22 protein-coding genes are annotated in these 26,063 nt (G+C 68.2%); 8 read left to right on the top strand and 14 right to left on the bottom strand.

Annotation, left to right across the window (positions count from 1 at the left end; all coding sequences use genetic code 11):
- The first annotated feature begins 76 nt into the window (after positions 1-76).
- The 3 genes from rbsK to WS57_RS15040 are packed head-to-tail and all read left to right on the top strand — an operon-like array spanning position 77 to position 3,481.
- Positions 77-1,003 carry a ribokinase gene (gene rbsK, locus WS57_RS15050; RefSeq protein WP_069244482.1) on the top strand — a complete coding sequence of 309 codons (927 nt, stop codon included), beginning with the start codon at positions 77-79 and terminating at the stop codon, positions 1,001-1,003.
- A 43-nt stretch (positions 1,004-1,046) separates the two neighbouring features.
- Positions 1,047-2,408, top strand: a complete 1,362-nt coding sequence (gene fucP, locus WS57_RS15045; RefSeq protein ID WP_069244481.1) for an L-fucose:H+ symporter permease — start codon at positions 1,047-1,049, stop codon at positions 2,406-2,408.
- A 2-nt stretch (positions 2,409-2,410) separates the two neighbouring features.
- Positions 2,411-3,481, top strand: a complete 1,071-nt coding sequence (locus WS57_RS15040) for an aldose 1-epimerase family protein (protein WP_069244480.1) — start codon at positions 2,411-2,413, stop codon at positions 3,479-3,481.
- Between the two features lie 19 nt (positions 3,482-3,500).
- On the opposite strand, the gene deoR is transcribed toward WS57_RS15040, so the two are convergent.
- Entirely contained in the window at positions 3,501-4,271 is a 771-nt protein-coding gene (gene deoR, locus WS57_RS15035) for a DNA-binding transcriptional repressor DeoR (RefSeq protein WP_038455618.1), read from the bottom strand.
- A gap of 137 nt (positions 4,272-4,408) precedes the next feature.
- Between deoR and deoC the strand changes: the two genes are divergently transcribed.
- Together deoC and WS57_RS15025 are read left to right on the top strand one after the other, a co-directional pair.
- Entirely contained in the window at positions 4,409-5,089 is a 681-nt protein-coding gene (gene deoC, locus WS57_RS15030; protein ID WP_059513527.1) for a deoxyribose-phosphate aldolase, read from the top strand.
- 87 nt (positions 5,090-5,176) lie between these two features.
- Positions 5,177-5,887: a DUF3592 domain-containing protein gene (locus WS57_RS15025; RefSeq protein WP_059606076.1), complete on the top strand. Its 711-nt coding sequence runs from the start codon at positions 5,177-5,179 to the stop codon at positions 5,885-5,887.
- Between the two features lie 43 nt (positions 5,888-5,930).
- On the opposite strand, the gene WS57_RS15020 is transcribed toward WS57_RS15025, so the two are convergent.
- Both WS57_RS15020 and WS57_RS15015 read right to left on the bottom strand, forming a co-directional pair.
- Complete coding sequence (locus WS57_RS15020) at positions 5,931-6,887, bottom strand: ATP-binding protein (RefSeq protein WP_081337627.1); 957 nt, start codon at positions 6,885-6,887, stop codon at positions 5,931-5,933.
- The gene (locus tag WS57_RS15015; RefSeq protein ID WP_059606074.1) at positions 6,884-7,792 is read right to left on the bottom strand and encodes a DMT family transporter; all 909 of its coding nucleotides are present in this window, start codon (positions 7,790-7,792) and stop codon (positions 6,884-6,886) included. Before WS57_RS15015 ends, WS57_RS15020 begins: the two co-directional genes overlap by 4 nt.
- A 90-nt stretch (positions 7,793-7,882) precedes the next feature.
- Between WS57_RS15015 and WS57_RS15010 the strand changes: the two genes are divergently transcribed.
- Complete coding sequence (locus tag WS57_RS15010) at positions 7,883-8,683, top strand: AraC family transcriptional regulator (RefSeq protein WP_009687659.1); 801 nt, start codon at positions 7,883-7,885, stop codon at positions 8,681-8,683.
- 90 nt (positions 8,684-8,773) lie between these two features.
- Here WS57_RS15010 and WS57_RS15005 read toward each other — a convergent pair whose 3' ends face one another.
- Both WS57_RS15005 and WS57_RS15000 read right to left on the bottom strand, forming a co-directional pair.
- Complete coding sequence (locus WS57_RS15005) at positions 8,774-9,259, bottom strand: DUF1772 domain-containing protein (RefSeq protein ID WP_069245423.1); 486 nt, start codon at positions 9,257-9,259, stop codon at positions 8,774-8,776.
- 2 nt (positions 9,260-9,261) lie between these two features.
- Positions 9,262-10,086 (bottom strand): NmrA family transcriptional regulator, encoded by an 825-nt coding sequence (locus WS57_RS15000; protein ID WP_069244479.1) that lies wholly within the window; start codon positions 10,084-10,086, stop codon positions 9,262-9,264.
- 94 nt (positions 10,087-10,180) lie between these two features.
- Here WS57_RS15000 and WS57_RS14995 point away from each other — a divergent pair, with 94 nt between their 5' ends.
- The gene (locus WS57_RS14995) at positions 10,181-10,846 is read left to right on the top strand and encodes a TetR family transcriptional regulator (RefSeq protein WP_009687655.1); all 666 of its coding nucleotides are present in this window, start codon (positions 10,181-10,183) and stop codon (positions 10,844-10,846) included.
- A gap of 103 nt (positions 10,847-10,949) precedes the next feature.
- On the opposite strand, the gene WS57_RS14990 is transcribed toward WS57_RS14995, so the two are convergent.
- The 7 genes from WS57_RS14990 to WS57_RS14960 all read right to left on the bottom strand — a co-directional run bounded on the left by WS57_RS14990 (position 10,950) and on the right by WS57_RS14960 (position 22,205).
- Entirely contained in the window at positions 10,950-11,801 is an 852-nt protein-coding gene (locus WS57_RS14990; RefSeq protein ID WP_038455602.1) for a 3-hydroxybutyryl-CoA dehydrogenase, read from the bottom strand.
- A 37-nt stretch (positions 11,802-11,838) separates the two neighbouring features.
- Entirely contained in the window at positions 11,839-13,035 is a 1,197-nt protein-coding gene (gene bktB, locus WS57_RS14985; protein ID WP_069244478.1) for a beta-ketothiolase BktB, read from the bottom strand.
- Between the two features lie 49 nt (positions 13,036-13,084).
- On the bottom strand, positions 13,085-14,758 hold the full coding sequence (locus WS57_RS14980; RefSeq protein WP_069244477.1) for an electron transfer flavoprotein-ubiquinone oxidoreductase: 1,674 nt from the start codon (positions 14,756-14,758) through the stop codon (positions 13,085-13,087).
- A 33-nt stretch (positions 14,759-14,791) separates the two neighbouring features.
- On the bottom strand, positions 14,792-16,582 hold the full coding sequence (locus WS57_RS14975) for an acyl-CoA dehydrogenase (protein ID WP_009692038.1): 1,791 nt from the start codon (positions 16,580-16,582) through the stop codon (positions 14,792-14,794).
- A gap of 204 nt (positions 16,583-16,786) precedes the next feature.
- Positions 16,787-19,120 carry a DUF2167 domain-containing protein gene (locus WS57_RS14970; protein ID WP_069244476.1) on the bottom strand — a complete coding sequence of 778 codons (2,334 nt, stop codon included), beginning with the start codon at positions 19,118-19,120 and terminating at the stop codon, positions 16,787-16,789.
- Between the two features lie 299 nt (positions 19,121-19,419).
- Positions 19,420-20,571: an AraC family transcriptional regulator gene (locus WS57_RS14965; RefSeq protein ID WP_060252769.1), complete on the bottom strand. Its 1,152-nt coding sequence runs from the start codon at positions 20,569-20,571 to the stop codon at positions 19,420-19,422.
- On the bottom strand, positions 20,571-22,205 hold the full coding sequence (locus WS57_RS14960; protein ID WP_069244475.1) for an AMP-binding protein: 1,635 nt from the start codon (positions 22,203-22,205) through the stop codon (positions 20,571-20,573). The genes WS57_RS14965 and WS57_RS14960 overlap by 1 nt, the downstream gene beginning before the upstream one ends.
- 357 nt (positions 22,206-22,562) lie before the next feature.
- On the opposite strand from WS57_RS14960, the gene WS57_RS14955 reads away from it, so the two are divergent.
- Entirely contained in the window at positions 22,563-23,651 is a 1,089-nt protein-coding gene (locus WS57_RS14955) for an AraC family transcriptional regulator (RefSeq protein ID WP_059514840.1), read from the top strand.
- 84 nt (positions 23,652-23,735) lie between these two features.
- Here the strand turns inward: WS57_RS14955 and WS57_RS14950 are convergent, their stop codons facing one another.
- Positions 23,736-25,253 (bottom strand): sensor histidine kinase, encoded by a 1,518-nt coding sequence (locus WS57_RS14950; protein ID WP_038455588.1) that lies wholly within the window; start codon positions 25,251-25,253, stop codon positions 23,736-23,738.
- Complete coding sequence (locus WS57_RS14945; protein WP_009692030.1) at positions 25,250-25,972, bottom strand: response regulator transcription factor; 723 nt, start codon at positions 25,970-25,972, stop codon at positions 25,250-25,252. The genes WS57_RS14950 and WS57_RS14945 overlap by 4 nt, the downstream gene beginning before the upstream one ends.
- Positions 25,973-26,063 lie beyond the last annotated feature (91 nt).

Genomic DNA, 26,063 nt, shown 5'->3' with positions numbered 1-26,063 from the left:
GTGATTTTATTATCACTCGGCGCGCGCCCACCGATCACGAACGCGTCGCGCCTCATTCCAACGAAGAGAGACGCAGATGGAGACAATCGCCGTCATCGGCAGCAACATGGTCGACCTCGTGACCTATGTCACGCGCATGCCCGCGCGCGGAGAAACGCTGGAAGCACCGAATTTCGAGCTCGGCTGCGGCGGCAAGGGGGCGAACCAGGCCGTCGCGGCCGCGCGCCTCGGCGCGCGCGTCGTGATGGTCACCAAAGTCGGCGACGACGTGTTCGCCGACAACACGATCCGCAACTTCGAGCGCGAAGGCATCGACACTGCGCACGTACGCAAGGTCGCGGGCGTGCCGAGCGGCGTCGCGCCGATCTTCGTCGAGCCGGATTCGAGCAACAGCATCCTGATCGTCAAGGGCGCGAACCGCCACCTGACGCCGGCCGACATCGACGCCGCCGCGCCGAAGCTCGTCGAGTGCGCGCTGATCGTCCTGCAACTCGAGATCGAACTCGACACCGTCTACCACGCGATCGAATTCGGCGCGCGTCATCGCATTCCGGTCCTGCTGAACCCGGCGCCCGCGGTCGCCGATCTCGATTTCGAACGGATCCGCTCCGTCGAATTCTTCGTGCCGAACGAAACCGAGCTCGCGATCGTGTCGGGCATGCCCGTCGATTCGCCGGACACCGCGGCGCGCGCGGCCGAATCGCTCGTCGCGCGCGGGCTGAAGCACGTGATCGTCACGCTCGGCGACCAGGGCTCGCTGCTCGTGTCGCGCGAAGGCGTGCGTCGCGTGCCCGGCGTGCGGGTCGACGCGCGCGACACGACCGGCGCCGGCGACGCCTACATCGGCTGCTTCGCGCGCTGCTATGCAGCTTCGCACGACGCGGTGGACGCGATGCGCTACGCATCCGCGTACGCCGCACATTCCGTCACGGGCCTCGGCACGCAGAAGTCGTATGCCGACGCCGCGACGTTCGAACACTTCCTGCGCGACGCCGGCCTGTGAGCGGCGCCGTCCATCGACGAGACCCCTTCGGAAGGAGACACTGATGAGCCGAGCCAGGATCGAACACACGCCCGACGGCTATTACCTGAACCGCACGCCGCTGTTCGCGTTCACGCTGCTGTGCTGCCTGTTCGCACTGTGGGGCACCGCCGCGAATTTGAACGACGTGCTGATCGCGCAGTTCAAGAAGTCGTTTTTCCTGTCCGATTTCGAATCGGCGTTCGTGCAGTCCGCGTTCTATCTCGGCTACTTCTTCCTCGCGATTCCGGCCGCGACCGTCGTCCGGAAATTCAGCTACAAGACGACGATCCTCGTCGGCCTGCTGTTCTACACGATCGGCTGCCTGCTGTTCTTCCCGGCCGCGTCGATGGCCAGGTACGGGATGTTCCTCGTCGCGCTGTTCGTGATCGCCGCGGGCCTGTCGTTCCTGGAGACGGCCGCGAACTCGTATTCGACGCTGATGGGCCCGCGCGACACCAGCACGCGCCGCCTGAACATCTCGCAGACGTTCTACCCGTTCGGCGCGATGGCCGGCGTCTACATGGGCAGCTTCCTGATCTTCAAGGAAGGCGATGCGTCGCATGCGCAGCTCGCGGCAATGTCGGCGGCCGACGCGCACGTGCACCAGCTCGCGATGATCCAGGCGACGCTCGAGCCGTACAAATGGCTGATCGTCGTGCTCGCGGCCGTGTTCGTCGTGTTCGCGCTGACGCCCTACCCGGCCTGCAAGGGCAACGGCACGGGCGCCGCCACGCACCGCATCGACGCGCGCGGCACGCTCGCGCGCCTGCTCGGCAACCGGCGCTTCGTCGCGGGCGTGCTCGCGCAGTTCCTGTACGTCGGCGCGCAGGTCGGCGTGTGGAGCTTCACGATCCGACTGGCGATGCAGATCGGCGGCCTCACCGAGCGCGGCGCGTCGCACTACCTGCTCGCGACCTTCTTCGCGTTCTTCGTCGGCAAGCTGATCGCGACGCTCGTGATGAAGCGCGTCGGTCCCGCCAAGGTGCTGATCGTCTACGGCGTCCTGTGCATCGCGCTGCTCGCCTACACGATCGGCGTGCACAACATCACGGCCGTCCATGCGGCCGTATGCGTGAGCGTGTTCCTCGGCCCGTGCTGGCCGACCATCTACGGCCTGACGATCGACGGCCTCGGCAAGGACACCGAATACGGCGGCTCGATCCTCGTGATGAGCATCGTCGGCGGCGCGGTCGTGCCGCTGATCCAGGGGCTGATCTCCGATCACACCGGCGGCAACATGCAGCTCGCGTTCATCGTGCCGCTCGCCTGCTTCGTCGTGATCGTCTATTACGGCTTCTACTGCCTGCGCCACCTGCCGGCCGCGACACCCGAAGCCGGCGAGCAGGCGCGCTACGTCGACGCGCGCAACACGTCGGGAGCCTGACGATGCGAGGCGAGATCGAACTGCGGCGCGACGATTTCCGCGAGACGCCGCGCCTGCTGTACCGCACCGACGGCCTTGCCGTCACCGCGTTCGCGTACGCGTCCGGCGTCGAGGCGCTCAAGCTCGAGAACCGGCGCGGCCACCTCGTCGTGCTGCCGTATCTCGGCCAGATGATCTGGGCGGCCGCGTTCGACGGCCGCGACCTGACGATGAAGCACATGTTCCGGCAGCCGAAGCGCACCGCATCGATCATCGATACGTACGGCTGCTTCATGTTCCACAGCGGGCTGCTGCGCAACGGCTGCCCGGGGCCGGACGACACGCATGCGCTGCACGGCGAGATGCCGTGCGCGCCGATGGACCGCGCGAGCCTGGTCGTCGGCGCGGACGCGCACGGCGCGACGGTCGAGGTGACGGGCGAATACGAATACGTGCAGGGTTTCGGCAGCCACTATGTCGCGCGTCCGTCGGTGCGGCTCGCGGCGCACGACGCGCAAATGACGATCGCGATGGACGTGACCAACCTCGGCGGCGCGCCGATGGACCTGATGTACATGGCGCACCTGAACTACGCGTACGTGCCAGGCGGCTGCTTCGTGCAACCGCTGCCGCCCGGCGGGCTGCGCCTGCGCGACAGCGTGCCCGCGCACGTGAAGCCGACCGCCGCATGGCGCGACTACACGGCGACGCTCGCGCGCGAGCCCGAACGGCTCGACACGCTCGACGCACCTGCGCTGTACGACCCCGAGATCGTGTTCTTCATGAACGGCGCGCAAGCGGATGCGGATGGATTTGCGCACTTCCTGCTCGCGCATCCGGACGGCGGTGCATTCCATACCGCATACCGGCCGGAGCAGTTTCCGCATGCGACACGCTGGATCCTGCACAACGCGGACCAGCAGGTCGCCGCATTCGCACTGCCGTCGACCTGCGAACCGGAAGGCTATCTGGCGGAACGCCGCAAGGGTCACGTGGCCGCGCTCGCGCCCGGCGCGACGCGCCGCTTCGAGGTTGTCACCGGCTATCTGGACGCGGACGAAGCGCGCGCGCTGCAGGTGCCGCGCGATGCGTGACGCACCGCGCCGCCCGCCGTCAGGTCACGAGCGCGATCCCGTGGTCGCGGATCGCGGTTTCATAGCGGCGGCTCAGCTGCCCGTCGGAAATCACGTAGTTGAAGTCGGTCAGATCGGCGAAATAGGCCGCGCGCACTTCGTCGAACTTCGTGTGGTCGACCAGCAGGAAGCGGTTCTGCGCGCGCTGCATCACCTTCTTCTTCGCGTCGACCTCGTGGAAGTTGAAGCAGGTCACGCCGCAGCGGTCGCTGACGCCAGCCGCCGAGATGAACGCCTTCGACACGCGCACCGTGTCGAGGATGCCCGTCTCGGCGACCGACTCGAACACCATGTTCTTGCGGTGATACACGCCGCCGCACAGGATCACGCTGCAATGCGGCTTCTGCTGCAGCTTCGCGAACACGTTCAGCGAATTGCAGACGGCCGTGAATTCGAGATCGTCCGGAATGAAGTCGACGATGAACGGCGTGGTCGAGCCGCAATCGACGAAGATCGTGTCGCCCGTCTTCACGAACTGCGCGGCGAGCTTGCCGATCCGGCGCTTCTCTTCCGTCTGCCGGTTGTTCTCGGCGCTGATCAGGTATTCGCCGATGTCGCTGCGCTGCGCGGCGAAATGGCGCGTCACATAGCCGCCGATCAGGCTCAGGCCGTGCGGGTTGTCGGCGAGATCGCGGCGGATCGTCATTTCGGACACGCCGAACAGCTCGGCGACTTCCCTCAGATGAATCGCGTTCTGCCCTTGCAGCACGTTCATCAGCGTCTTGATCCGTTCGCCCTTCTTCGTTTCCATGCCTGTATCCTGCTTGCCCGTCGCTCGTCGTGCCGGGCGCGCGGGCCTGGCCGGAATGTCGTATTTGTAACAAACCGATGTGAAAACATCAACTTTCCGTGTGCCGGTTCGGCACGCGCCCCGTGGAGTCCTGAAACATGTCGCTTTCCAACGCCCAACTCGCCCAAACCATCGATCACACGCTGCTCGCGCCCGACGCGAGCGACGCGCAGATCCGCGAACTCTGCCGCCAGGCGGCCGAGCATCGCTTCTATTCGGTCTGCGTGAATTCGGCGAACGTGCCGCTCGCCGCGCGCGAGCTGGCCGATACCGGCGTGCGCGTCTGCGCGGTCGTCGGCTTTCCGCTCGGCGCGGGGCTGTCCGCCGCGAAGGCGTTCGAGGCCACGGCCGCGATCGCCGCCGGCGCGCGCGAGATCGACATGGTGATCAATCTCGGCGCGCTGAAGAGCGGCCGCGCCGACGACGTGAAGGCCGATATCGAAGCCGTGCATCGGGCCTGCGGCGCGGTGCCGCTCAAGGTAATACTCGAGACCGGCCTGCTGACCGACGACGAGAAGGTGCGCGTCTGCGAGATGTGCCGCGCGCTCGGCGTCGCGTTCGTGAAGACGTCGACCGGCTTCGGCCACGGCGGCGCGACGCTCGCCGACGTCGCACTGATGCGCCGCGCGGTCGGGCCGGAGATGGGCGTGAAGGCGTCCGGCGGCGTACGCGACCGCGCGACCGCGCTCGCGATGCTGGAGGCCGGCGCGACGCGGCTCGGCACGAGTTCGGGGGTGGCGATCGTGACCGATCGGCGCACGGACGACGGCGCTTACTGACGACGCGCAGCATCGGCGTATCGCCGGGCGCGCTCACGGTGATACGCTTGGCGCTACCGCGCGCCGGTCGCGCCCTTCGTGTGCCCCATGAAAACGCTCTTCACCGTCCTGCGCATGGTCTTCCTCGGTGTGCTCGGCCTGATATTCGCCGTGGCCGGCGCCGGCGCGGTGGTCGATTCGGCGATCCTGCTGCGCGCGAACGCGTGGCCGCACGTACCGGCCACGATCGAGCGGTGCGGACTGACGTTGCGCTCCGGCAAGCAGCACTACTACTGGGAAGTCGACGCGCGGTTCCGCTATGGCGCCGGTCGCACCTACGACACGCAGTGGCAACCCGACAATGCACCGACCTACGCGCACGATACGCCGATGTCGGTTATCGACGGGCAACGCGCGGCGCTGACCGTGGTCTACTGCGACAACGCGGAAATCGACGGGCTGCGCGTCTCGGAGACGTTTCCCGGCATCGCGCGCCGCAACGAGGAAGTGATGGACGGCGAGTGGAAGCGATCGCTCGTATTCGGCTTGCTGATGGTGATCATGGGGACCGTGATGATCGCGATGGGCATCGGGCCGCTACGCAGCAGCGGCAAGGGCGACGGCGGCAGCGGCGCGCACCGGCCGCCGCGCAGGCAGCAACCGCAGCCCGCGCCTGACGAGGCGGACGCCCGCCCGTATTTCGTATGGAAGCTGCATCGGAACGGCGACAAATGGATCGCGACGCTGCGTCAGGCGAATCCCGACGAAATCGCCGACGCGCGCCACGACACGACCGCACCCACCGGCACGTCGACGTAGTAGCGCGCGCGGCCGCACCGATGCCGCAGCCGCCGCGCCGCGCTCATCCGGTGCGCCGTGCCGGCGCGGGCGCGCCGGCTTCGTCCGCGAGCCACCCCGCGTAATCGCGCGCGAACTGCGCGGCGATCCGCCCGGACCGCGCACCGCGTTCGAGCGCCCACTGCAGCGCGGGCTCGCGCGCCGCGCGAATCTGCGCGGCGTCGAAACCGGCCGCGTCGAGCCGGCTCGCGACGACGGCCAGATACTCGTCCTGCGTGAAGCCGTAGAACGTCACCCAGATCCCGAAGCGCTCGGACAGCGAGATCCGCTCCTCGACCGCATCGCCCGGATGCAGCTCGCCGTTCGCCGCGCGCGACACGTCCGCGTTGTCGCTCGCATGCTCGGGCAGCAGATGCCGGCGATTGGACGTCGCGTACACCAGCACGTTCGACAGGTCGCTCGCGACCGAGCCGTCGAGCACCGTCTTCAGCCCCTTGTAGCCGGTTTCGCCCGCCTCGAACGACAGGTCGTCGCAGAACACGATGTAGCGCTCGGGCCGCGCGCGCACCAGCTCGACGATCGCCGGCAGATCGTTCAGCCCTTCCTTGCTGACTTCGATCAGCCGCAGCCCGTCGGCCGCGAACGCATGCAGACAGGCCTTCACGATCGACGACTTGCCGGTGCCGCGCGCGCCCGTCAGCAGCACATGATTGGCCGCGCAGCCGCGCACGAACTGCCGCGTGTTGCGTTCGACGATCGCCGCCTGCCGGCCGACGTTGCGCAATGCGTCGAACGCGATCAGCGACGGCGACACGACCGGTTCGAGCGGCGCCGCGCGATGCGTACGGTCGAAACCGCGCCAGCGGAACGCGACGGCCGCATCGAAATCGACCGCCGCCGGCTGTGCGGCGCCCGTCATCGCTTCGAGCGCGGCCGCGATCCGCTCGAGCTGATGCACGAGGCCCGGCACGCGCGTGCCGGACGGCGGAAGCGGCTCGCAGCAGTCGCGATCGGCGCTCATCGGCCGGCTCCTTGCGGCGCACTGGCCCGCACCGGAAACCGCTGCGCGATGACCACGCCGACGAGCGCGACGCCGCCGCCGATCACGTGATACGGCTTCAGCGATTCGCCGAGCAGTACGATCGCGATGCCGGCCGTCATCACCGGCAACAGGTTCATGTACATCGCGCAACGGCTCGGGCCGAGCAGCTTCACGCCCTGCATCCACAGATACGGCAGCACCACCGACGCCAGCACGCCCGCGTAGAGAATCAGCGGCACGCTGGCGCGCGTCGGCCACACCGCCGGCGCGGGCAGCCGCAGCAGCATCGGCACCATGCATGCGAGCGCAACGATCGCCTGCACATAGGTCGACTGCCACGCCGGCAGCGCACCCATGTGCCAGCGCTTCAGCAATACGCCGTACAGCGCGTAGGCACCCGACGCGGCCAGCATCAGCAGGTCGCCGGGCTGCACGCCGCGCGCGGCGATCGTCAGCGGATGCCCGCCGCTGATCAGGTAGACGACGCCCGCGAGCGACAGCATCCCGCCGGCCACCATCCCCACGCCCGGCGGATCGCCGAGCAGCAGCGAGCTGAGCGCCATCGTCAGCAGCGGGACGAGCGCGGTGATGATCGCCATATTGGTCGCGGTGGTGGTTTTGGCAGCTTCGTACGACAGGCTCTGGAACAGCGCCATCGCGAGAAAACCGAGCACCGCCAGCTTCGGCAGATGCGCGGCGAGTTGGGCGCGATTGCGCCATGCGCCGCGCAGCGTGAAGACGCTCATCAGCGCAACGGCGAGCAGCAGCCGATAGAACGTGATGGCCGACGGATCGATCGTCGTGGCCGACAGCTTCGACACGACGACGTTGCCGGCCCACAGCGCGATCGCGCAGAAGGGAAACAGAAAAGAGGACTTGTTCATGGCGTTCGACCGATTAATATCGTGACAGGCCCCTGGCGTGAATCGGAACGCCATCGTGCCCGTCCGCCCAACTGCCTGTCTCACGCCAAAATGCCACGACCTGTCGCGAATCGGACAATCGAGTCCACGCCGCCCGGCGCGCACCTGCGCTACGAATCGACGCCGATGCCGGTCTCGGCGATGGCGGCGACGTATGCGCACGGCACGTCGATCGCGCCGCATCGTCATCGCCGCGCGCAGCTGCTGTATGCGATCGAGGGCGTGATGCACGTGCAGTCCGAAGGCGCGTCCTGGGTCGTGCCGCCGACGCGCGGCGTCTGGCTCGAAGCGGGCCTCGACCACACCGTGCAGATGAGCGGCGACGTGCAGATGCGCACCGTGTTCGTCGAGCCGGGCGCGATCGAGCACCTGCCGGCGCGAAGCTGCGTCGTCGAAGTGCATCCGCTGCTGCGCGAGCTGATCCTTGCCGCGGTCGACGTGCCGCTCGACTACGCGCCCGGCTCGCGCCACGATCACCTGATGCACCTGCTGCTCGCCGAGGTGACGGTTGCGCCGCTGCTGCCGCTCTATCTGCCTTGGCCGCACGATGCGCGGCTGCGGACGATCTGCGACACGCTCGTCGCCGCACCCGACGACATGCGCACGATCGCCGAATGGGCCGACCTGCTCGGCCTGTCGGTCCGCACGCTGCATCGCGCGTTCCAGCGCGAGACGGGACTCAGCTTCCGCCGCTGGCGCGAGCAGGCGCGGCTGCTGCTCGCGCTCAAGCGCCTCGCGCATGGCGAGAAGGTGCTGACCGTCGCGATGGATCACGGCTATAGCAGCCAGAGCGCGTTCTCCGCGATGTTCAAGCGGCATTTCGGCATGTCGCCGTCGGCGTTTTATGCGTAGGGGTGGCGGGCCGCGACGAAAAACGGAATGGCGCGCATGAGCGCGGTCGAAAAGGTCGCCTGCCCAAACAGGCGTGCGAATCGCAGATCGTCAGCGCACCGCAATCGCGACGATGAAAAGCACGCACGCCGCCGCCGAAGCCACCGTGCGGACGTGATTCCATCTCGTCCAGTCGTGCAGATAGCGCGACCATAGCGCCGCTCCCTGCGTCGTCGCCGGATCGACTGACGCGAGCGCGTCGTTGAGCGGCACGTTGACGGCCATCGTCACCGCGAACATGCCGCCCACGTACAGCGCCGCGCCGGCGACGATCGCGACTGCCCCCGGCTGCGCCCGGCCGACCAGCGCGATCACGGCCAACGCAAGCGCCGACAGCGTCGTGCCCAGGAAAAGCGGCATGAACGGCGAGCGCACGATCTCGACGTTGATCGCGTTCATCGCGGCCACGCCGGCCGCCGGCGCGATTCGCCCGAGCGACGTCATCACGAACGTCGAGAACGCGAAATAGACGCCGGCCATCAAGCCGCAGCCGATGGCCGAGCCCCATAGCAGCACGGAAGTCGCGAGCGCGATCATCGTCATGCGCGCCACACGCCGGTCGCGACCGTCGCGCGCGCATAGTCGGCGAAGTCGCGAGCCGGCCGCCCGAGCGTGGCGCGGACCCCGTCCGCGACGGCGCTGTTGCGACCGTCGAGGACCACGTCGAACAGTTCGCCGAGCAGCGCGACGACCGGGCCCGGCACACCGGCTTCGCGCAAGCCGGCAACGAACGCCGCGGACGAAATCTCGCGGTAGCGGACCGGCCGGCCCGCCGCGCGCGCGATCTCGTCGACGGCCTCGGCGAACGTCAGCGCGCGCGGCCCCGTGACTTCGATCATGCGGTTCGCGAACCGTGCGTCGGTAAGGGCCGCCACGGCGACGTCGGCGATGTCGTCTGCATCGACGAACGGCTCGCGCACCGCGCCGGCCGGCAACGCGACCTCGCCGGCCAGCACGCTGTCGAGCAGATAGCCTTCCGAGAAATTCTGGTTGAACCAGCTCGCCCGCACGACGCCCCACCCCACGCCCGACGCCTGCAGCGCGGCCTGGGCGGCCTGCGCACCCGGTTCGCCGCGGCCCGACAGCAATACCACGCGCTCGATGCCGCTTTCCCGCGCGAGCCGCGCGAACGCGGCGATCGCTTCCGGCGCGCCGCGCACCGCGAGGTCGGGCTGGAAGGTCACGTACGCGCAGGACGCGCGTTCGAGCGCGGCCGGCCAGGTCTCGGGCGCCGTCCAGTCGAACCGGACGGACGACGTGCGCGAAACGGGTCGGGTGGCGATGCCGCGTGCGCGCAGGCGCGCGTCGACTCGTGCGCCCGTTTTGCCCGACCCGCCGACGATGACAACCGGAAGTGCCGACATATGCGTCCCCTTGCCGTAAAAATGCGAGAACGTCTCGCATTTGAAAACACGATAGACTCTCGCATTTGGAACGTCAAGTTTTTCCGGAGGCCGCATGGCGCGACAGAAATCAGGGCAGGACGCCGACGATCCGGCCGCGGAAGCGACCGCGCCGGCCCGCGCACGTCTCGTCCCGACCCAGCAACGCAGTCGCGAACGCTACGAGCGCATCCTCGCGTGCGCGTCGGAGGTGATGATCGAGAAAGGCTGCGATGCGTTCCGGATGAGCGACATCGTCGAGCGGACCGGCATCTCGTTCGGCTCGCTGTACCAGTACTTCCCGGACAAGGCGGCGGTGATCGGCACGCTCGCGGAGCGCTACAACGAGATCGGGCACGCATGCGTGAGGCGCGACCTCGACCGGATGCATGCGATCGACGACCTGCACGACACGCTGTGCCGCATCACCGACAGCTACTACCGGATGTTCGTCGACGAGCCGCTGATGCGCGACATCTGGCGCGCCACGCAGGCCGATCGCGCGCTGCAGGCGCTCGATCGCGACGACGGTGCGTTTCTGACGGCGTTGTTCGCGGATGCGCTCGGACGGGTCGCCCCCGACGTGCCGCGCACGCAGCGAACCGCGTTTGCCGAGCTGATGATGGTGCAGATCGCGGCAGCGGTGCGCCACGCGATTACGTTGCCGCCGAAGGCGGCGCGGCAGATGCTTGCGATGTTCAAGCGGGTGTTGCCGCGAGAGGTGCCGGGGTTCGACACGTAGGCGCAGCGCGCGCGGCCCTCATGCCCGAAAGCACGAACGGGCCGGCGCCCGGTTACCGGCGCCGGCCCGCTCGAACCAAACTTCCCGCGTCAAACGTCAAGCGTCAAGCGTAGTCATACACCCCGCGCCCCGTCTTCCGGCCGAGCCGTCCCGCCGACACCATCTCGCGCAGCAACGGGCACGCACGATACTTCGGATCCCCGAAGTCCTTCAGGAACACGTCCATCACCGCGAGACACACGTCGAGCCCGACCAGATCCGCGAGCGCGAGCGGCCCGATCGGATGGTTCGCGCCGAGCTTCATCCCCGCGTCGATCTCCTCGGCTGACGCGATCCCCTCGGCCAGCACGAAGAACGCTTCGTTGATCATCGGCACGAGAATCCGGTTCACGACGAAGCCCGGCGAATTGCGCACGCCGATCGGCGACTTGTCGAAGCGCTCGGTCAGCGCGCGCACCGACGAGGCCGTCGCATCGCTCGTCTGCAGCCCGCGGATGATCTCGACGAGCGGCATCAGCGGCACCGGATTGAAGAAGTGCATGCCGACGAAGCGCGACGGGTCGGCGAGCAGCGCCGCGAGCGCGGTGATCGAGATCGACGACGTGTTGGTCGCGATGATCGCGTCGGGCCGCGCGACGGCCTCGATCTGCTTCAGGATGCGACCTTTCAGCTCGACGTTCTCGGTCGCGGCTTCGATCACGATGTCGACCGCGCCCAGCTTTGCGTAGTCGGTCGAGGTCGTGATGCGCGCGAGCGCGGCGTCGCGCGTCGCGGCGTCGAGCTTGTCCTTCGACACGAGCCGCTCGAGGCTGCCCTTCAGCGTCGCGAGCCCCTTGTCGAGCGCTGCGTCGCTGACGTCGATCATCACGACGTTGAGTCCTGCAACGGCGGCGGTCTGCGCAATGCCGTTGCCCATGGTTCCGGCGCCCACGACGCCGACGGTTTCGATGGCCATGACGATTCCTGTATGAGTTCGAAGACTGAGCGTTCGATTATTGAAGGTTTTCGAAGATCGCCGCAATCCCCTGGCCGCCGCCGATACACATCGTCACGAGCGCGTAACGTCCGCCGATGCGCTTCAGTTCGTAGAGCGCCTTGACCGTGATCAATGCGCCGGTCGCGCCGATCGGGTGGCCGAGCGAAATGCCCGAGCCGTTCGGGTTGACCTTCGCCGGATCGAGGCCGAGTTCCTGCGTCACCGCGCAGGCCTGCGCGGCAAACGCTTCGTTCGCCTCGATCACGTCGAGATCGGCAACCTTCAGCCCCGCGCGTTCGAGCGCCTTCTGCGTCGCCGGCACCGGACCGATGCCCATATAGGCCGGATCGACGCCCGCATGCGCATACGACACGAGGCGCGCGAGCGGCTTCACGCCCTGCGCACGCGCGGCATCCGCGCTCATCATCAGCACGGCCGCGGCCGCGTCGTTGATGCCCGAGGCGTTGCCGGCCGTGACCGTGCCGTTCTCCTTCACGAACACGGGTTTCAGCTTCGTGAAATCGTCCGCGCTGGCTTCCAGGCGCACGTGCTCGTCGGTATCGAACGCGACCTCGCCCTTCTTCGTGCGGATCGCGATCGGCAGGATCTGATCCTTGAAGCGTCCTTCGGCGATCGCACGCGCCGCGCGGCGGTGCGATTCGAGCGCGAGCGCATCCTGCGCGTCGCGCGAGATTCCGTACTTCGCGGCGACGTTCTCGGCCGTCACGCCCATGTGAATCGTCTGGAACGGATCGTGCAGCGCGCCGAGCATCATGTCGACGAGCTTCGCATCGCCCATGCGCTGGCCGAAGCGCGCGGCCGGCACGCTGTACGGCGCGCGGGTCATGCTTTCCGCGCCGCCGCCGATCGCGACGTCGGCGTCGCCGAGCAGGATCGTCTGCGCGGCCGATACGATCGCCTGCAGGCCCGAGCCGCACAGGCGGTTCACGGTCAGCGCCGGCGTGTGCTGCGCGACGCCACCGTTGATCGCCGCGACGCGCGCGAGATACATGTCCTTCGGCTCGGTGTTCACGACATGGCCGAACACGACGTGCCCGACCGCATCGCCCGACACGTTCGCACGCGACAGCACTTCGCGCACGACCTTCGCACCGAGATCGGTCGGCGAGAAATCCTTCAGGCTTCCGCCGAAATCGCCGATCGCGGTACGCACACCGCTCACCACCACGACTTCCTTCGCTGCATTGTTCATCGTCTCACTCCGGTTCGTTCGCGCCCGCATGGGCGGGCGCGTTGATGCGTTACATGTTCGGGTAATTCGGCCCGCCGCCGCCTTCCGGCGTGACCCACACGATGTTCTGCGTCGGGTCCTTGATGTCGCAGGTCTTGCAGTGCACGCAGTTCTGCGCGTTGATCACCAGACGGTCGCTGCCGTCGTCGTTCTTCACGAACTCGTACACGGCCGCCGGGCAGAACCGCGCCTCCGGCCCCGCGTAGGTGCGCAGGTTCACGTTCACCGGCACGCTCGCATCCTTCAGCGTCAGGTGCGCCGGCTGGTTCTCCTCGTGGTTCGTGTTCGAGATGAACACCGACGAGAGGCGATCGAACGTCAGCTTGCCGTCCGGCTTCGGATACACGATCGGCTCGCACTGCGACGCCGGCTTCAGCATCTCGTGGTCCGCATGCTTGTGGTGCAGCGTCCACGGCACGTTGCCGCCCATCACCTTCTGCTCGATGCCGACCATCAGCGTGCCGAGGTACAGGCCCTTGGCCATCCACTGCTTGAAGTTGCGCGCGCGGTACAGCTCCGTGTACAGCCACGACTGCTTGAACGCGTCCGGGTAGGCGTTCAGTTCGTCCGACTGCCGGCCGGCCTGCACCGCGTCGAACGCGGCGTCCGCGGCCAGCATGCCGGTCTTGATCGCCGCATGGCTGCCCTTGATCCGCGACGCGTTCAGGAAGCCCGCGTCGTCGCCGATCAGCGCGCCGCCCGGGAACACCGTCTTCGGCAGCGACAGCAGGCCGCCCGCGGTGATCGCGCGCGCACCGTACGACACGCGCTTGCCGCCTTCGAGGAACGCGCGGATCGACGGATGCGTCTTGTAGCGCTGGAACTCCTCGAACGGCGACAGGTACGGGTTCGTATAGCCGAGGCCGACCACGAAGCCGACCACGACCTGGTTGTTGTCCATGTGATACAGGAACGAGCCGCCGTAGGTATCGGACTTCAGCGGCCAGCCGGCCGTGTGGATCACGAGGCCCGGCTTGTGCTTGGCCGGATCGATTTCCCACAGTTCCTTGATGCCGATCCCGTAAGCCTGCGGATCGGCGTTCGCGTCGAGCTTGAACTTCGAGATCAGCTGGCGGCCGAGATGGCCGCGGCAGCCTTCGGCGAACAGCGTGTACTTCGCGTGCAGTTCCATGCCGAGCTGGAAGTTCTCGGTCGGCTCGCCGTCCTTGCCCACGCCCATGTTGCCGGTGGCGACGCCCTTCACCGAGCCGTCGTCGTTATAGAGAATTTCCGCGGCCGGAAAGCCGGGGAAGATCTCGACGCCCAGCGCCTCGGCCTGCTGGCCCAGCCAGCGCGTGACGTTGCCGAGCGAAATCACGTAGTTGCCGTGATTCTTGAAGTTGTCCGGCAGCGCCCAGTTCGGCGTGGTGACCGCGCTTTTCTCGGACAGGAACAGGAAGCGGTCTTCCGTCACCTCGACGTCCAGAGGCGCGCCGCGTTCCTTCCAGTCGGGGAACAGCTCGGTGATCGCGCGCGGGTCCATCACCGCGCCCGACAGGATGTGCGCGCCGATCTCGGAGCCCTTCTCGAGCACGCATACGCCGATCTCGGCGCCTTTCTCGGCGGCCAGCTGCTTGAGCCGGATCGCGGCCGACAGCCCGGCCGGGCCGCCGCCGACGATCACAACGTCGTATTCCATCGATTCGCGCGGGCCAAACTGCGCAATCAAGTCCTGTGTGGTCAAAATCCTGTCTCCTCCTGCATCCGACCGTATCGGTCAGAACTGGTCTTCCGTCAACGCGAGCACGCCCTCGCCGCCCTTCGCGCCGAGCACCGACGCGGCCAGCGCGCCCGCCTGCACGAGCACGTGCTCCGCGTAGCAGTGCGCGATCGCGATCTTCGCATCGAAGAACGCCGGATCGTTCGCCCGCTGCGCGGCCGCCGCCACCAGCGCACGCCCCATCTGCCAGCCGCACAGCACCACGCCCGCGAGCTTCAGGTACGGCACGCTGCCCGCGAACACCGCGTTCGGATCCTGCTTCGCGTTCGCCACCACGTACGCCACCACCGACGACAGCGCCTGCGCCCCCTGCTCCAGCCGCGCCTTCATCGCCGCGGCCGCGGCACCGTCCACCTTGGCGAGCGCCGCCACCGTGTCGCCGATCTCCGCGATCAGCGCGTTCGCCACGGCCCCGCCGTCGCGCAGCGTCTTGCGACCCACCAGGTCGTTCGCCTGGATCGCCGTCGTCCCTTCGTAGATCGCCAGGATCCGCGCATCGCGATAGTACTGCGCCGCGCCCGTTTCCTCGATGAAGCCCATCCCGCCGTGCACCTGCACGCCGAGACTTGCCACATCGTTCACCATCTCCGTGCTCCAGCCCTTCACGACCGGCACCAGATACTCGTAGATTGCCTGATGACGCGCCCGCGTCGCCTCGTCCGAATGGCGGTGGGCGATGTCGCTGTGCGCGGCAGCGACGTACGCCAGCGCGCGCGCGCCTTCGGTCAGCGCACGCATCGTGCCCAGCATGCGTCGCACGTCCGGGTGATGGATGATCGTCACCGACTGCTTCGCGGAACCATCCACCGGACGGCTCTGCACGCGCTCCTTCGCGAATTCGGCCGCCTTCCGGTATGCGCGGTCGGCCACGCCGATCCCCTGCATCCCGACGCCGAAGCGCGCCGCGTTCATCATGATGAACATGTATTCGAGCCCGCGATTCTCCTCGCCGACCAGATAGCCGACCGCGCCGCCGTGATCGCCATACTGCAGCACCGCCGTCGGGCTCGCCTTGATCCCGAGCTTGTGCTCGATCGACACGCAGTGCACGTCGTTGCGCGCGCCGAGTGAACCGTCTTCGTTGACCAGGAACTTCGGCACGATGAACAGCGAGATCCCCTTCACGCCTTCCGGCGCGTTCGGCGTGCGCGCCAGCACCAGGTGGACGATGTTGTCCGCCATGTCGTGCTCACCCCACGTGATGAAGATCTTCGTGCCGAACACCTTGTAGGTGCCGTCGCCCTGCGGCTCCGCGCGCGAGCGCACCAGCGCCAGGTCCGAGCCGGCCTGCGGCTCGGTCAGGTTCATCGTGCCCGTCCATTCGCCCGAGATCAGCTTCGGCACGTAGCGCTGCTTCTGCTCGTCGGTGCCGGCCGTCAGCAGCGCCTCGATCGCGCCGTCGGTCAGCAGCGGACACAGCGCGAACGACAGGTTCGACGCGTTCAGCATCTCGATGCACGGCGTCGCGATCAGCTTCGGCAGCCCCTGGCCGTCGTAGTCGGTCGGATGCTGCAGCCCCTGCCAGCCGCCTTCGACGAACTGGCGGAACGCCTCCCGGAAGCCGGGCGTCGCGGTCACCACGCCGTCCTTCCAGCTGCTCGGATTGCGGTCGCCCTCGACGTTCAGCGGCGCCAGCACCTCGCCGCAGAATTTCGCGGACTCTTCGAGCACCGCCTGCGCGGTGTCGTACCCGGCATCCTCGAAACCCGGCAGCTGCGCGACGGCGTCGATGCCGGCCAGTTCCTTCAGCACGAACAGCATGTCCTTGACGGGGGCGGTATAGCTCATGGTCGTATTCCAATCAGGCGGTGAATGAGATGCGCCACGGGGCTCGATACGGCAAAACCGGCCAGATCCGGGCGACGTTGCGAGCCATCCTAACGCCGAAGCCCCGAATCCTTATTGTCATATCCGGCCCACCTAGTGACAAAACCGGCCACGCGACGCGCGGCGCAGGGGTGGAAAAGTGGTCTGGAGGCGCCCCGGCAAGCGTCACGATTTCCGGGATCGATCCCCGCCCGGTCGCTTGTCGCGCCTGCGCGTCGCGGCCAGCGCGATCGCCGCCAGACCGAGCAGCGGCAGGATGCGCGCCCATAGCGTGTGCCAGAACTCGCGCTCCCCCGCCTGCGCGAACTTCGCCGGCGCAGCGATTTCCTCGGGTGTCGGCGGACCGGTCACATACTCGTCCAGTGAAATCTTCGAGATTTCGTCGCGCGACGTCGTGTCGGCATACGTTTCGCCGGCATCGAACGACACGCCCTTGATCAGTGCGTCGAAGTCGTCTCGCACGGCGCGTTCGATACTTTGCGCGCCCGCGCCGCCGAGCACGACCTGCATGCCGACCGTCGCGCGACGCCCCAGCGTGACGGAGGTCAGGTAGTACGTGTTGCTGGCCGAACCGCCCAGCGCGAAGTCGTTGTAAATCCAGTCCAGCCGATGTGCGGCCGGATCCCATCTCGGCGTGCGTATCCATTCGACGTGGTGCAGGGTCGGCCGCGATTCGTGAAGCTGACTCAGGATTTTCGTGCTGCGCGCCTCCATCGTTTTCCGCAGCACTTCGGGGTCCAGTCGCGCCTGATCGACCGGCACGTGTCCCTGGCGCGCAAGCACCACGCTCATCGCCCAGACCGCGTTGTCCGGCACCAGCAGCGCACAAGGCATGGCATCGAGATCGACGTTCGCCGGCAGCCAGCCCGCCTTGATCAGCGGGCCGCGCAGGCTGCGCACGGCGTCCGGGGACAGATACCGGAAACCGGCCGGCACCGACAAGGACGCCAGATCGCCGACGCGCACGCGGTTCGGGCCGTGCTGCCAGCGCGCGTCGCGCCACAGGTCCGCTGACGGGCCGCCCAGCATCGCGGCCAGCGGACCGTCGTCGGTCCGGCCCGCCTCGCGCTGCATCACGTCCTGCCGCGAGTCGCCCGCGTCTCGCGCCTGCGCTCGCCTGACGGCGGCGATCCGGTCGGGCGATACCGGCGCCGCGGCCGCACCCGACGTGCCGTGGTCCTGCCGATAAACCGCGCAGGCGGCCTCGACGTCGCGCGGCCAGATCGTGTCGCCCTTGCCGTCGCGCACCGCCTGGATGCCGCAATCCAGCGTCTCGACACGGGCGAGCAGACGGCCTTGCGTATCGATCCACACGCTATTGCGCAGATCATGCACGGATTCGTTGTCGGTGATGCGCCAGATATCGCCAATCCGCGGCGTCTGCGCGCTCGATTCCCATGCCGGCTGCACGATGCCTTCGTAGCGCGGCGGCATCACGGCGCGGCCCTGCCGGTCGATCAATTGCCACGCTTTCCCCGGATACTTGACGAGCGCCGCACCGTTCACGAACGGCCACACCTGTTCATAGAGAGCCGCAGGCAACACGGTCCGGCCGTCTCGGTCCACCAGCACGAGCCGGCGCCGGTCCGTGCAACCCGCGGTGCAAATCCACGCGAGCCCGTCGGAGAAGGTCGACGCACCGTAGACACTGCGCCAATCCGGCCGTGGCTGCACGATCGGCTTGCCGGACGCGATGTCGAGCAGCCCCATGCCCGAGCCGTCCTGCGAATAGAACACGCGGCCCTCCGACGGCTCGCCGCTGCTCCTCTCGGCCGTGAACAGCACCTTGCCGGCAGCGTCGCGCAGGATCAGCCCATTCGGTGCGGGTCCCGATTCGACAATGCGATCGCGCATCACCGGTCTGAAATCGTAGCGGTGCCCCCACGGGACGATCAGCCGGCCGGTTCTATCGATCAGCGCCGTCTCATAGCTGTCGTTGAGCCCGCGATCGACCTGTGCAACCCCGAAATGAAACGCGCCGGCTCGTGCGTACGTGCCCGACACGGCCTGCCGCCCGTGCGGATCGATGTACGTCGCTTGCGAATTCTCGCCGGCCGGCACGCTCGTCGCCGCCACACCTTCGCTGAATGCGCCCGCGGTTTCGAAACGCGGCGGGATGACCCAGTTGCCTTTCGGATCGATATAGCCGTAACGACCATCCGCAAACTGCGACGCGGGAGCGAGGCCGTCGCGGAAGCGGCCGATGTCCCGAAAGGACGGCTCGATCAGCCAGCGGCCGTCCGTGTCGAGCAGGCCCGCGCGGCCGGCCGGTGTCGTGACGACCCAATAGCCGTCGCTCGCGAAGAACTGACCGTACCGGGGTTCGATCGCCCATTTGCCGCTGCGATCGAGCAGTCCGCAGCGCGTGTCGAATACGGTCAGGCAGACCGGGAACAGCCGCGGTGACGTCGTATCGGCCGTGCCATCCTCCGCGCATGCGCAGACGGCGTGAAGCGACAACAACAGGACGCAGCAAAGTCTCGGCAGAAAGTTGGGCATGGCGGGTCCGGGGTGGCGTTCGCATCGCCGAAGATCGAGATAATGCACCGCTGCGCGTCCGCATGCAGCCGCGGCCTTGTTCGAAAACGGCGGGGTTCGTCACGCAGCAGCATGCATCCCCGCACCGCGCGCGACATCCGCGATCGCCCTTGCACCTCCATCATCGCGCCTTTCCGCCCCCATCCCCAAAGGAAGCCGCCTATGGGATCCGTCGATGGATGCCGTCCATGGGAAGCGAAGCCCGAACGGAGCCGGTTATGGGACCCGCCCCGCGCAAACCACCACCGCGTCCCCACACGCTAAGCGCGCCGCCGATACGTCCCCGGCGTACTCCCCGTCCAGTGCCGGAACGCGCGATGAAACGCGCTCGGGTCGTCAAAGCCGATATCCGCGCCGATCGCCGCGATCGTATCGGGCGTGTCGGTCAGCCGCTGGATCGCGATATCGCGCCGCAGTTCGTCCTTCAGCACCTGGTAGGTCGTGCCTTCCGCGGCCAGATGACGGCTCAGCGTGCGCACCGAGCAATGCAGGTGCTCGGCCGCCTGCTCGATCGCGGGCAGGTCAGGCAGCGCACCGGACAGGTATTGCCGCACGCGATGGCACACGCGCTGCTCGCTGAACGATTCGAAGATCCAGTCGCCGGGCGCGCGCGCGAGGAACTTGCTGAGGTTGCGCTTGCTCTGCCGGATCGGCGCGTCGAGATAGTCGGCGCTGAAGCGCATCAGCGTACGCTCGCAGTCGAACTGCACGGGGCCCGGGAAAAAATACAGGTGGTCGATCGCATGGCGCGGCCGCGGGCATGCGAACTCGATCTGCAGCAGCGGAATCCGCTGCCCGATCAGCCAGGAACACACGCCGTGCACGAGCTTCAGCATCAGCTCCTGGCCGAGCGCGCCGATCGGCCCGACGGCCGGGTTCGGCCGCAGCAGCACCTGCGCGACGAGGCCGTCGCGCTTCGATTCGACGAAGAAATCGTCGAGCAGGATATGGAAGAACTGGCCGAAGCGATGCTGCGCCGTTTCGAGGTTGCGCGCATCGAGCAGGCTCAGGCACAGGTACTTCAGCGTGCCGCCGCGCAGCGGGCGCGAGAAGATGCCGGGCATCTCGTCGTCGAGGTCGATCGCGAGCGTGCGGTACAGCGTCGAGAACTGCTCCTCGGTCACGCGCGCATGCGGCTCCGCGCGCAATTCGCTCGGAATCCCGGCCTCGCGCAGGTAGCGCTCGACGACGTCGTGCTGCACGCCCGCGCTCGCCAGGAACCCGTTGACGAGCGAAATCGGCACCGTCGCGCTTGGCGACGGCAGCGCACGCCCGGGCCGGGCGGAAGGTGAATCTGAGCCGGTCATCGCGTCCCCGTCGATCGAACCGCTCGCATTGTACTTGAGCGGCTTTCTCCGGGCCTTCGTGGCGCCGGCACGCGCCGGCGCAGGCGCGCGACGCGGCGGCGCCATCAGTCCGCGCGGCTCAGTTCGCGGCGCAGGATCTTGCCGACCGTCGACTTCGGCAACTGCTCGACGATGCGCACGAGTTTCGGCGCCTTGTAGGCCGCCAGGTTCGCGCGACAATGCGCGACGATCTCGGCCTCGGTCACGGCCGCGTCCGGCGCGAGCACGACGAACAGCTTGACGGCCTCTCCGGTGCGCTCGTCCGGCACGCCGATGCACGCGCATTCGACCACACCCGGCAGCGCGGTCGCGACCGCTTCCACCTCGTTCGGATACACGTTGAAGCCCGACACGAGGATCATGTCCTTCTTGCGGTCGACGATCCGCAGGAAACCCGCCGCGTCGAACACGCCGATATCGCCGGTGCGGAAATAGCCGTCGTCGGTGAAGGCGGCCGCGTTCGCGTCCGGCTGCCGCCAGTAGCCGGCCATCACTTGCGGTCCCTTCACGCAGATCTCGCCCGGCTCGCCGATCGCCGCCTCGCCATCGCGCTCGTCGAGCAGCTTCACGTCGGTGGACGGCAGCGGCAGGCCCGTGCTGCCCGTGAACGCATCGATGAACTGCGGATTGAACGACACCACGGGCGAGGTTTCCGACAGCCCGTATCCCTCGCGGATGAAGTTGCCCGTGACCGCCTTCCAGCGCGCCGAGATCACGTCGATCACCGCCGCGCCGCCGCCGGCCGACAGCGTCAGCCGCGACCAGTCGACTTCGCCCAGCCGCGGATGGCCGGCGAGCGCCGCATACAGCGTGTTGACGCCGACGAACACCGTCGGCCGCGCAGCCTTCAGCACGTCGATGAACGCGTCCATGTCGCGCGGGTTCGCGACCAGCCAGTTTTCCGCGCCGATCGCGAAATAGGACAGGAAGTTCACCGTCAGCGCGAAGATGTGGTACAGCGGGATCGCCGTGACGACGACCTCCTCGCCCGGCCGCCGCGAGGCCGGCACGATCGCGTCGAACTGCGCGATGTTCGCGACGAGGTTGCGGTGCGACAGCGCGGCACCCTTCGACAGCCCGGTCGTGCCGCCCGTGTACTGCAACAGCAGCAGGTCGCCGCCGCCCAGCTCGACCGGTTCGTACGTCAGCGACGCGCCGGCGGCGATCGCGTCCGCGAGCGCGATCGAGCCGGGCGGCAGCGCGTCGCATGCGCCGGCCGGCGCATCGACGACGCCGAGATCGCCACGGCCGACGCTCAGCACGGTCCGCACGCGCGAGCGGCCGACCACGTCGGCGAACGTGCGCATCGAGCCGCCGCAGACCACGGCCACCTCGACGCCGGCATCGTCGAGCTGATGTTCGAGTTCGCGCGCGGTGTAGAGCGGGTTGATGTTGACCTGGACCGCGCCGATTTTCGTGACGGCGACGAACACGACCGGAAACGCCAGCACATTTGGCAGCATCACGGCCACGCGATCGCCCTTGCGCACGCCCGCGACCTGCTGCAGGTAGGCGGCCAGCGCGGTCGACTGGCGGTCGACGTCCGCATAGGTCAGCGTGCGGCCGAATGCGTGGAATGCCGGACGGTCGGCGAAACGGCGCATCGCGTCGTCCAGCAGCGCGCTCAGGGAAGGATGGCGATCGGGGTCGATCTCGGCGGGGATCGCGCCATACGAGCCGATCCAGTGTCTCTTCGTCATGTCGAATTCCTCGGGGACGGCGTGCAGGCAGGCCGGGAACCACTCCGGGCCCGCGCCGCGCCGTTCTCACGACGGCCCGCACGCCGGATGGGTGCAGGTCGCCGCCTGAGCGGCGACTATCGCCCGCGCAGCCCGCTTTGAAAATGATTCGTGTGGCCGAAAAGATGATCGAAACGGACACGGCCCACGCGCGAAGGCCGCGCCGCGTCACCCGACGCGCACGCCGCCGCAGTCGCCCGCGCCCCGCCGGGCCTTGCGCCGCGCGTTCGTATCAGGGTGAACCCTGTGGCGGACGGAACCGTTCCCGATCAGAATTGCGTGCCGGAAACGATATCGAATCGGACGCAGAATTCACCCATGTCGCGCAGTGCGCTCCCGAACCCGACCGCCGCCCACACGGACGGCCCGCCCGTCCACGCGTTGCGCGACCGGCGCTATTCGCCGGCGAAGCTGGCCGTGCTGGTCGAAGTCGCCGCGCAGGCCGGCCTCGAGCCGGCGGCCGTGCTCGACGGGACGGGCCTCGATCCGGCCGCGGTCGCCGATCCGTTTACGCTCACGTCGTCGCTGCAGTTCCTGACGGCCGCGCGCAACGTGACGCGCCGCTATGCCGGCACCGATCTCGGCGTGCGCGTCGGCCGCCTGCTGCATGCATCGAGCTACGGGATGTACGGCTACGCGATGCTGTGCTCGGAATCCCTCGCCCATGCGTTCGACTCGGCCGTCAAGTATCACCAGCTCGCAAACGGCATGCTGGCGATCCGCTGGGTCGAACAGGGCGACACCGCGTCGTGGCTGTTTCCCGACCAGCACGAAGTAGCGCTGCCCGACCTCGATACGCCGCTGTACCGCTTCCTGATCGACATGCAGTTCGCGCTGCACGTGACGATCATCAAGGACGTGATGGGCGCGTGGTGCGTGCCGGCGCGCGCGCAGTTCGCGCAGCCGCGGCCGCCGCACGCCGCGCTGCTGTCCGATGCGCTCGAATGCCCGGTCGCGTTCGACCAGCCGCATCACATGCTCAGCTACCCGGCCGCGTGGCTGACGCGCGCGCCGCAGCTCGCGAATCCGATCACGGCCGCGCAGGTGTCGTCGCACTGCGCGCGCCTGCTCGAGGAATTCCGCAGCCAGTCGGGCGTCACGCGGCGCGTATACCAGGAACTCACGCGCACGCCCGGCCAGTTTCCCGACATCGACGCGATCGCCGACCTTCTCTGCATGACGTCGCGTACGCTGCGCCGCAAGCTCGAAGCCGAAGGTACGTCGTACAGCGAACTATTGACGAGCGTGCGCAAGGCGCTCGCGATCGACTACCTGAGCACGACCACGCTGAGCACCGAGGACATCGCGCTGACGCTCGGCTTCAGCGACGCAGTCGGGTTCCGCCACGCATTCAAGCGCTGGACCGGCACGACGCCGAGCGACGTGCGGCGCAAGCGCGGCGGCTAGCCGCGACGCGCCGCCATCGCTATCCTCGCCGTGCCGTGCGAACACACGCGCGGGTGAATGCATGACGTCTGCACCCGGCAGGCCTCAGCGCGGCTCGTCGCCCGGCGACGACGGATTGTCGGCCACCGCCGGCGCGGCCGCCGCCAGCGCGAACTCGAACACCGCGCCGCGGCCGTCGCGATCGACGAGCCGGATCGCGCTGCCGTTGAGCGCCAGCATCCGGTGCACGATCAGCAGGCCGAGCCCGCCGCTGCGCGCCGCGCCGCCGCTCATCGGCCGCTGCGGTCGCTGGAACAGCCCTTCGCGCCGCTCCGCGGGAATCCCCGCACCGGTATCGGACACGGTCACGATCACGCGGTCGCCGCGCGGCTCGAGCGCGACCTCGACCTCGCCGTGCACGGGCGTGTGCCGCAACGCGTTGTCGATCAGGTTGGTCAGCACGCGCTCGATCATCCCGAGATCGGCCCACACCGTCGGCACGCGCGGCGGCATCCGCGCATGCAGCGCGATGTCGCGCGCCTGCGCGGCCAGCTCGAACTTCTGGAACACGTCCTGCACCAGATCGACGATCGAGAACAGCTCGCGCTCGGGCTGCACGCCGCCCGATTCGAGCCGCGCGAGCTCGAACAGCGCCTGCGCGAGCCGGCCGACCTTCGCGCTTTGCGCCAGCGCGATCGACAGGTAGCGGCGCCGGTCGGGCTCGCCGAGCGTGTCGGCCTTCAGCGACAGCGTCTCCAGATAGCCGTGCAGCGACGTCAGCGGCGTGCGCAGGTCGTGCGAGATGTTGGCGATCAGTTCGCGCCGCTGCTGGTCCTGGCGCGTCAGCGCGCGCCACTGTTCGCCGATCCGGTCCGCCATCTGCGCGAACGCCGATTCGAGCACCGCGATGTCGTCACCGCGCGTGCCGGGCGGCGAGCGCGGCACCGGCGGTTGCGTGTCGGGCGCGGCATTCGCGTCGAACCGGCGCATCGCATCGGTCAGCCGGCGCAGCGGACGCGTGATGAAGCTGAACGCGGTCAAGCCCGCAAGCAGGCCGAGCAGCGCCACGAGCGCCATCGACCACAGCGTGGTGCGCAGCACGTTGCCCGCGTCGACGCGCGCGGCGAGCCGGTCGTGCGCCTCGCCGAGCAGCACCACGTAGATGTAGCCCGACGGCGGCTGCCCCGCGCGCTGCAGCGGGGCCGCGCTGAACACCTTGCGCGCGTCGGGGCTGCGCGGATCGTCGCCGAGGATCGGCAGCGGGTCGCCGGCGATGAAGCGCTGCACCGGCGCGAGATCGACGCGGTCGCGCTTCACGTGGCCGGGCGGCGCGTCGTCGCCCTTGATGCGCCCCGCGTTGTCGAGCAGGTACACCTCGACGCTCGGGTTCACGCCCATCAACTGGCCGAACAGCGTTCGCACCGCATCCGGACGCAGCCCGTTCGCGTCCATCAGCGGCGTGCTGTTGACGATATTGGCGGCGAGGTCGCGCGACAGCGCCTGCACGACTTCCTTCTCGCGCATGTCGTTCGCGCGGATCTGCAGCCACGCCGACGCGCCCGAGCACGCGAGCAGCAGCACCGAGAACACGAGCGACAGCCGCCGGGTGAGCGAGAGCTTCATGATGCGTCCCGCTGGTCCGGCGCCGCGAGCTTGTAGCCGCGTCCCCATACGGTGAGGATCCGCACGGGCTCGGCCGGGTCGGCCTCGATCTTCGCGCGCAGGCGGTTGATATGGGTGTTGACCGTGTGCTCGTAGCCTTCGTGCCGATAGCCCCACACGGCATTGAGCAGGTCCATCCGCGAGAACACCTTGCCCGGATGCCGCGCGAAGAAATACAGCAGGTCGAACTCGCGCGGCGTGAGGTCGATGCGCGCGCCGTCGACGCTCGCCTCGCGCGCGATCGGGTCGATCGACAGCCCGGCGATGTCGAGCGTGCCCGCGTCGATCCGCGAATCGCGCGCGAGCGCGTCGACGCGCCGCAGCAGCGCCTTGACGCGTGCGACGAGTTCCAGCACCGAAAAAGGCTTGGCCAGATAGTCGTCCGCGCCGAGTTCGAGGCCGAGGATCCGGTGCACCTCGCTCGAGCGCGCGCTGGTGATGATGATCGGCGTATAGCGCGTCATCGCGCGGGCGCGCCGGCAGATTTCGAGGCCGTCGACGCCCGGCAGCATCAGGTCGAGAATCAATGCGTCCCAGCCGCCCTGTTCGAGCAGGCGCAGCCCTTCCGCGCCGTCCGCGCTGTGCACGACTTCATAGCGCTCGTCGCGCAGGTGCAGGCTCAGCACGTCGGCGATGTCGGCATCGTCCTCGACGATCAGGATGCGTTTCGGATGGTCCATGGCGGTCGGTGGCGGCACGTCGGTGTCGGGATCGGACGGTCGGGTTTCCAGGGGCGATGGCGGTTCAACGCCCGCTGCCGCCATTGTGCAA

The organism is Burkholderia pseudomultivorans (assembly GCF_001718415.1).
GTDB lineage: Bacteria > Pseudomonadota > Gammaproteobacteria > Burkholderiales > Burkholderiaceae > Burkholderia > Burkholderia pseudomultivorans_A.
Note: the sequence above shows the minus strand (reverse complement) of the source record. Positions and strands in the feature narration are given on the sequence as shown.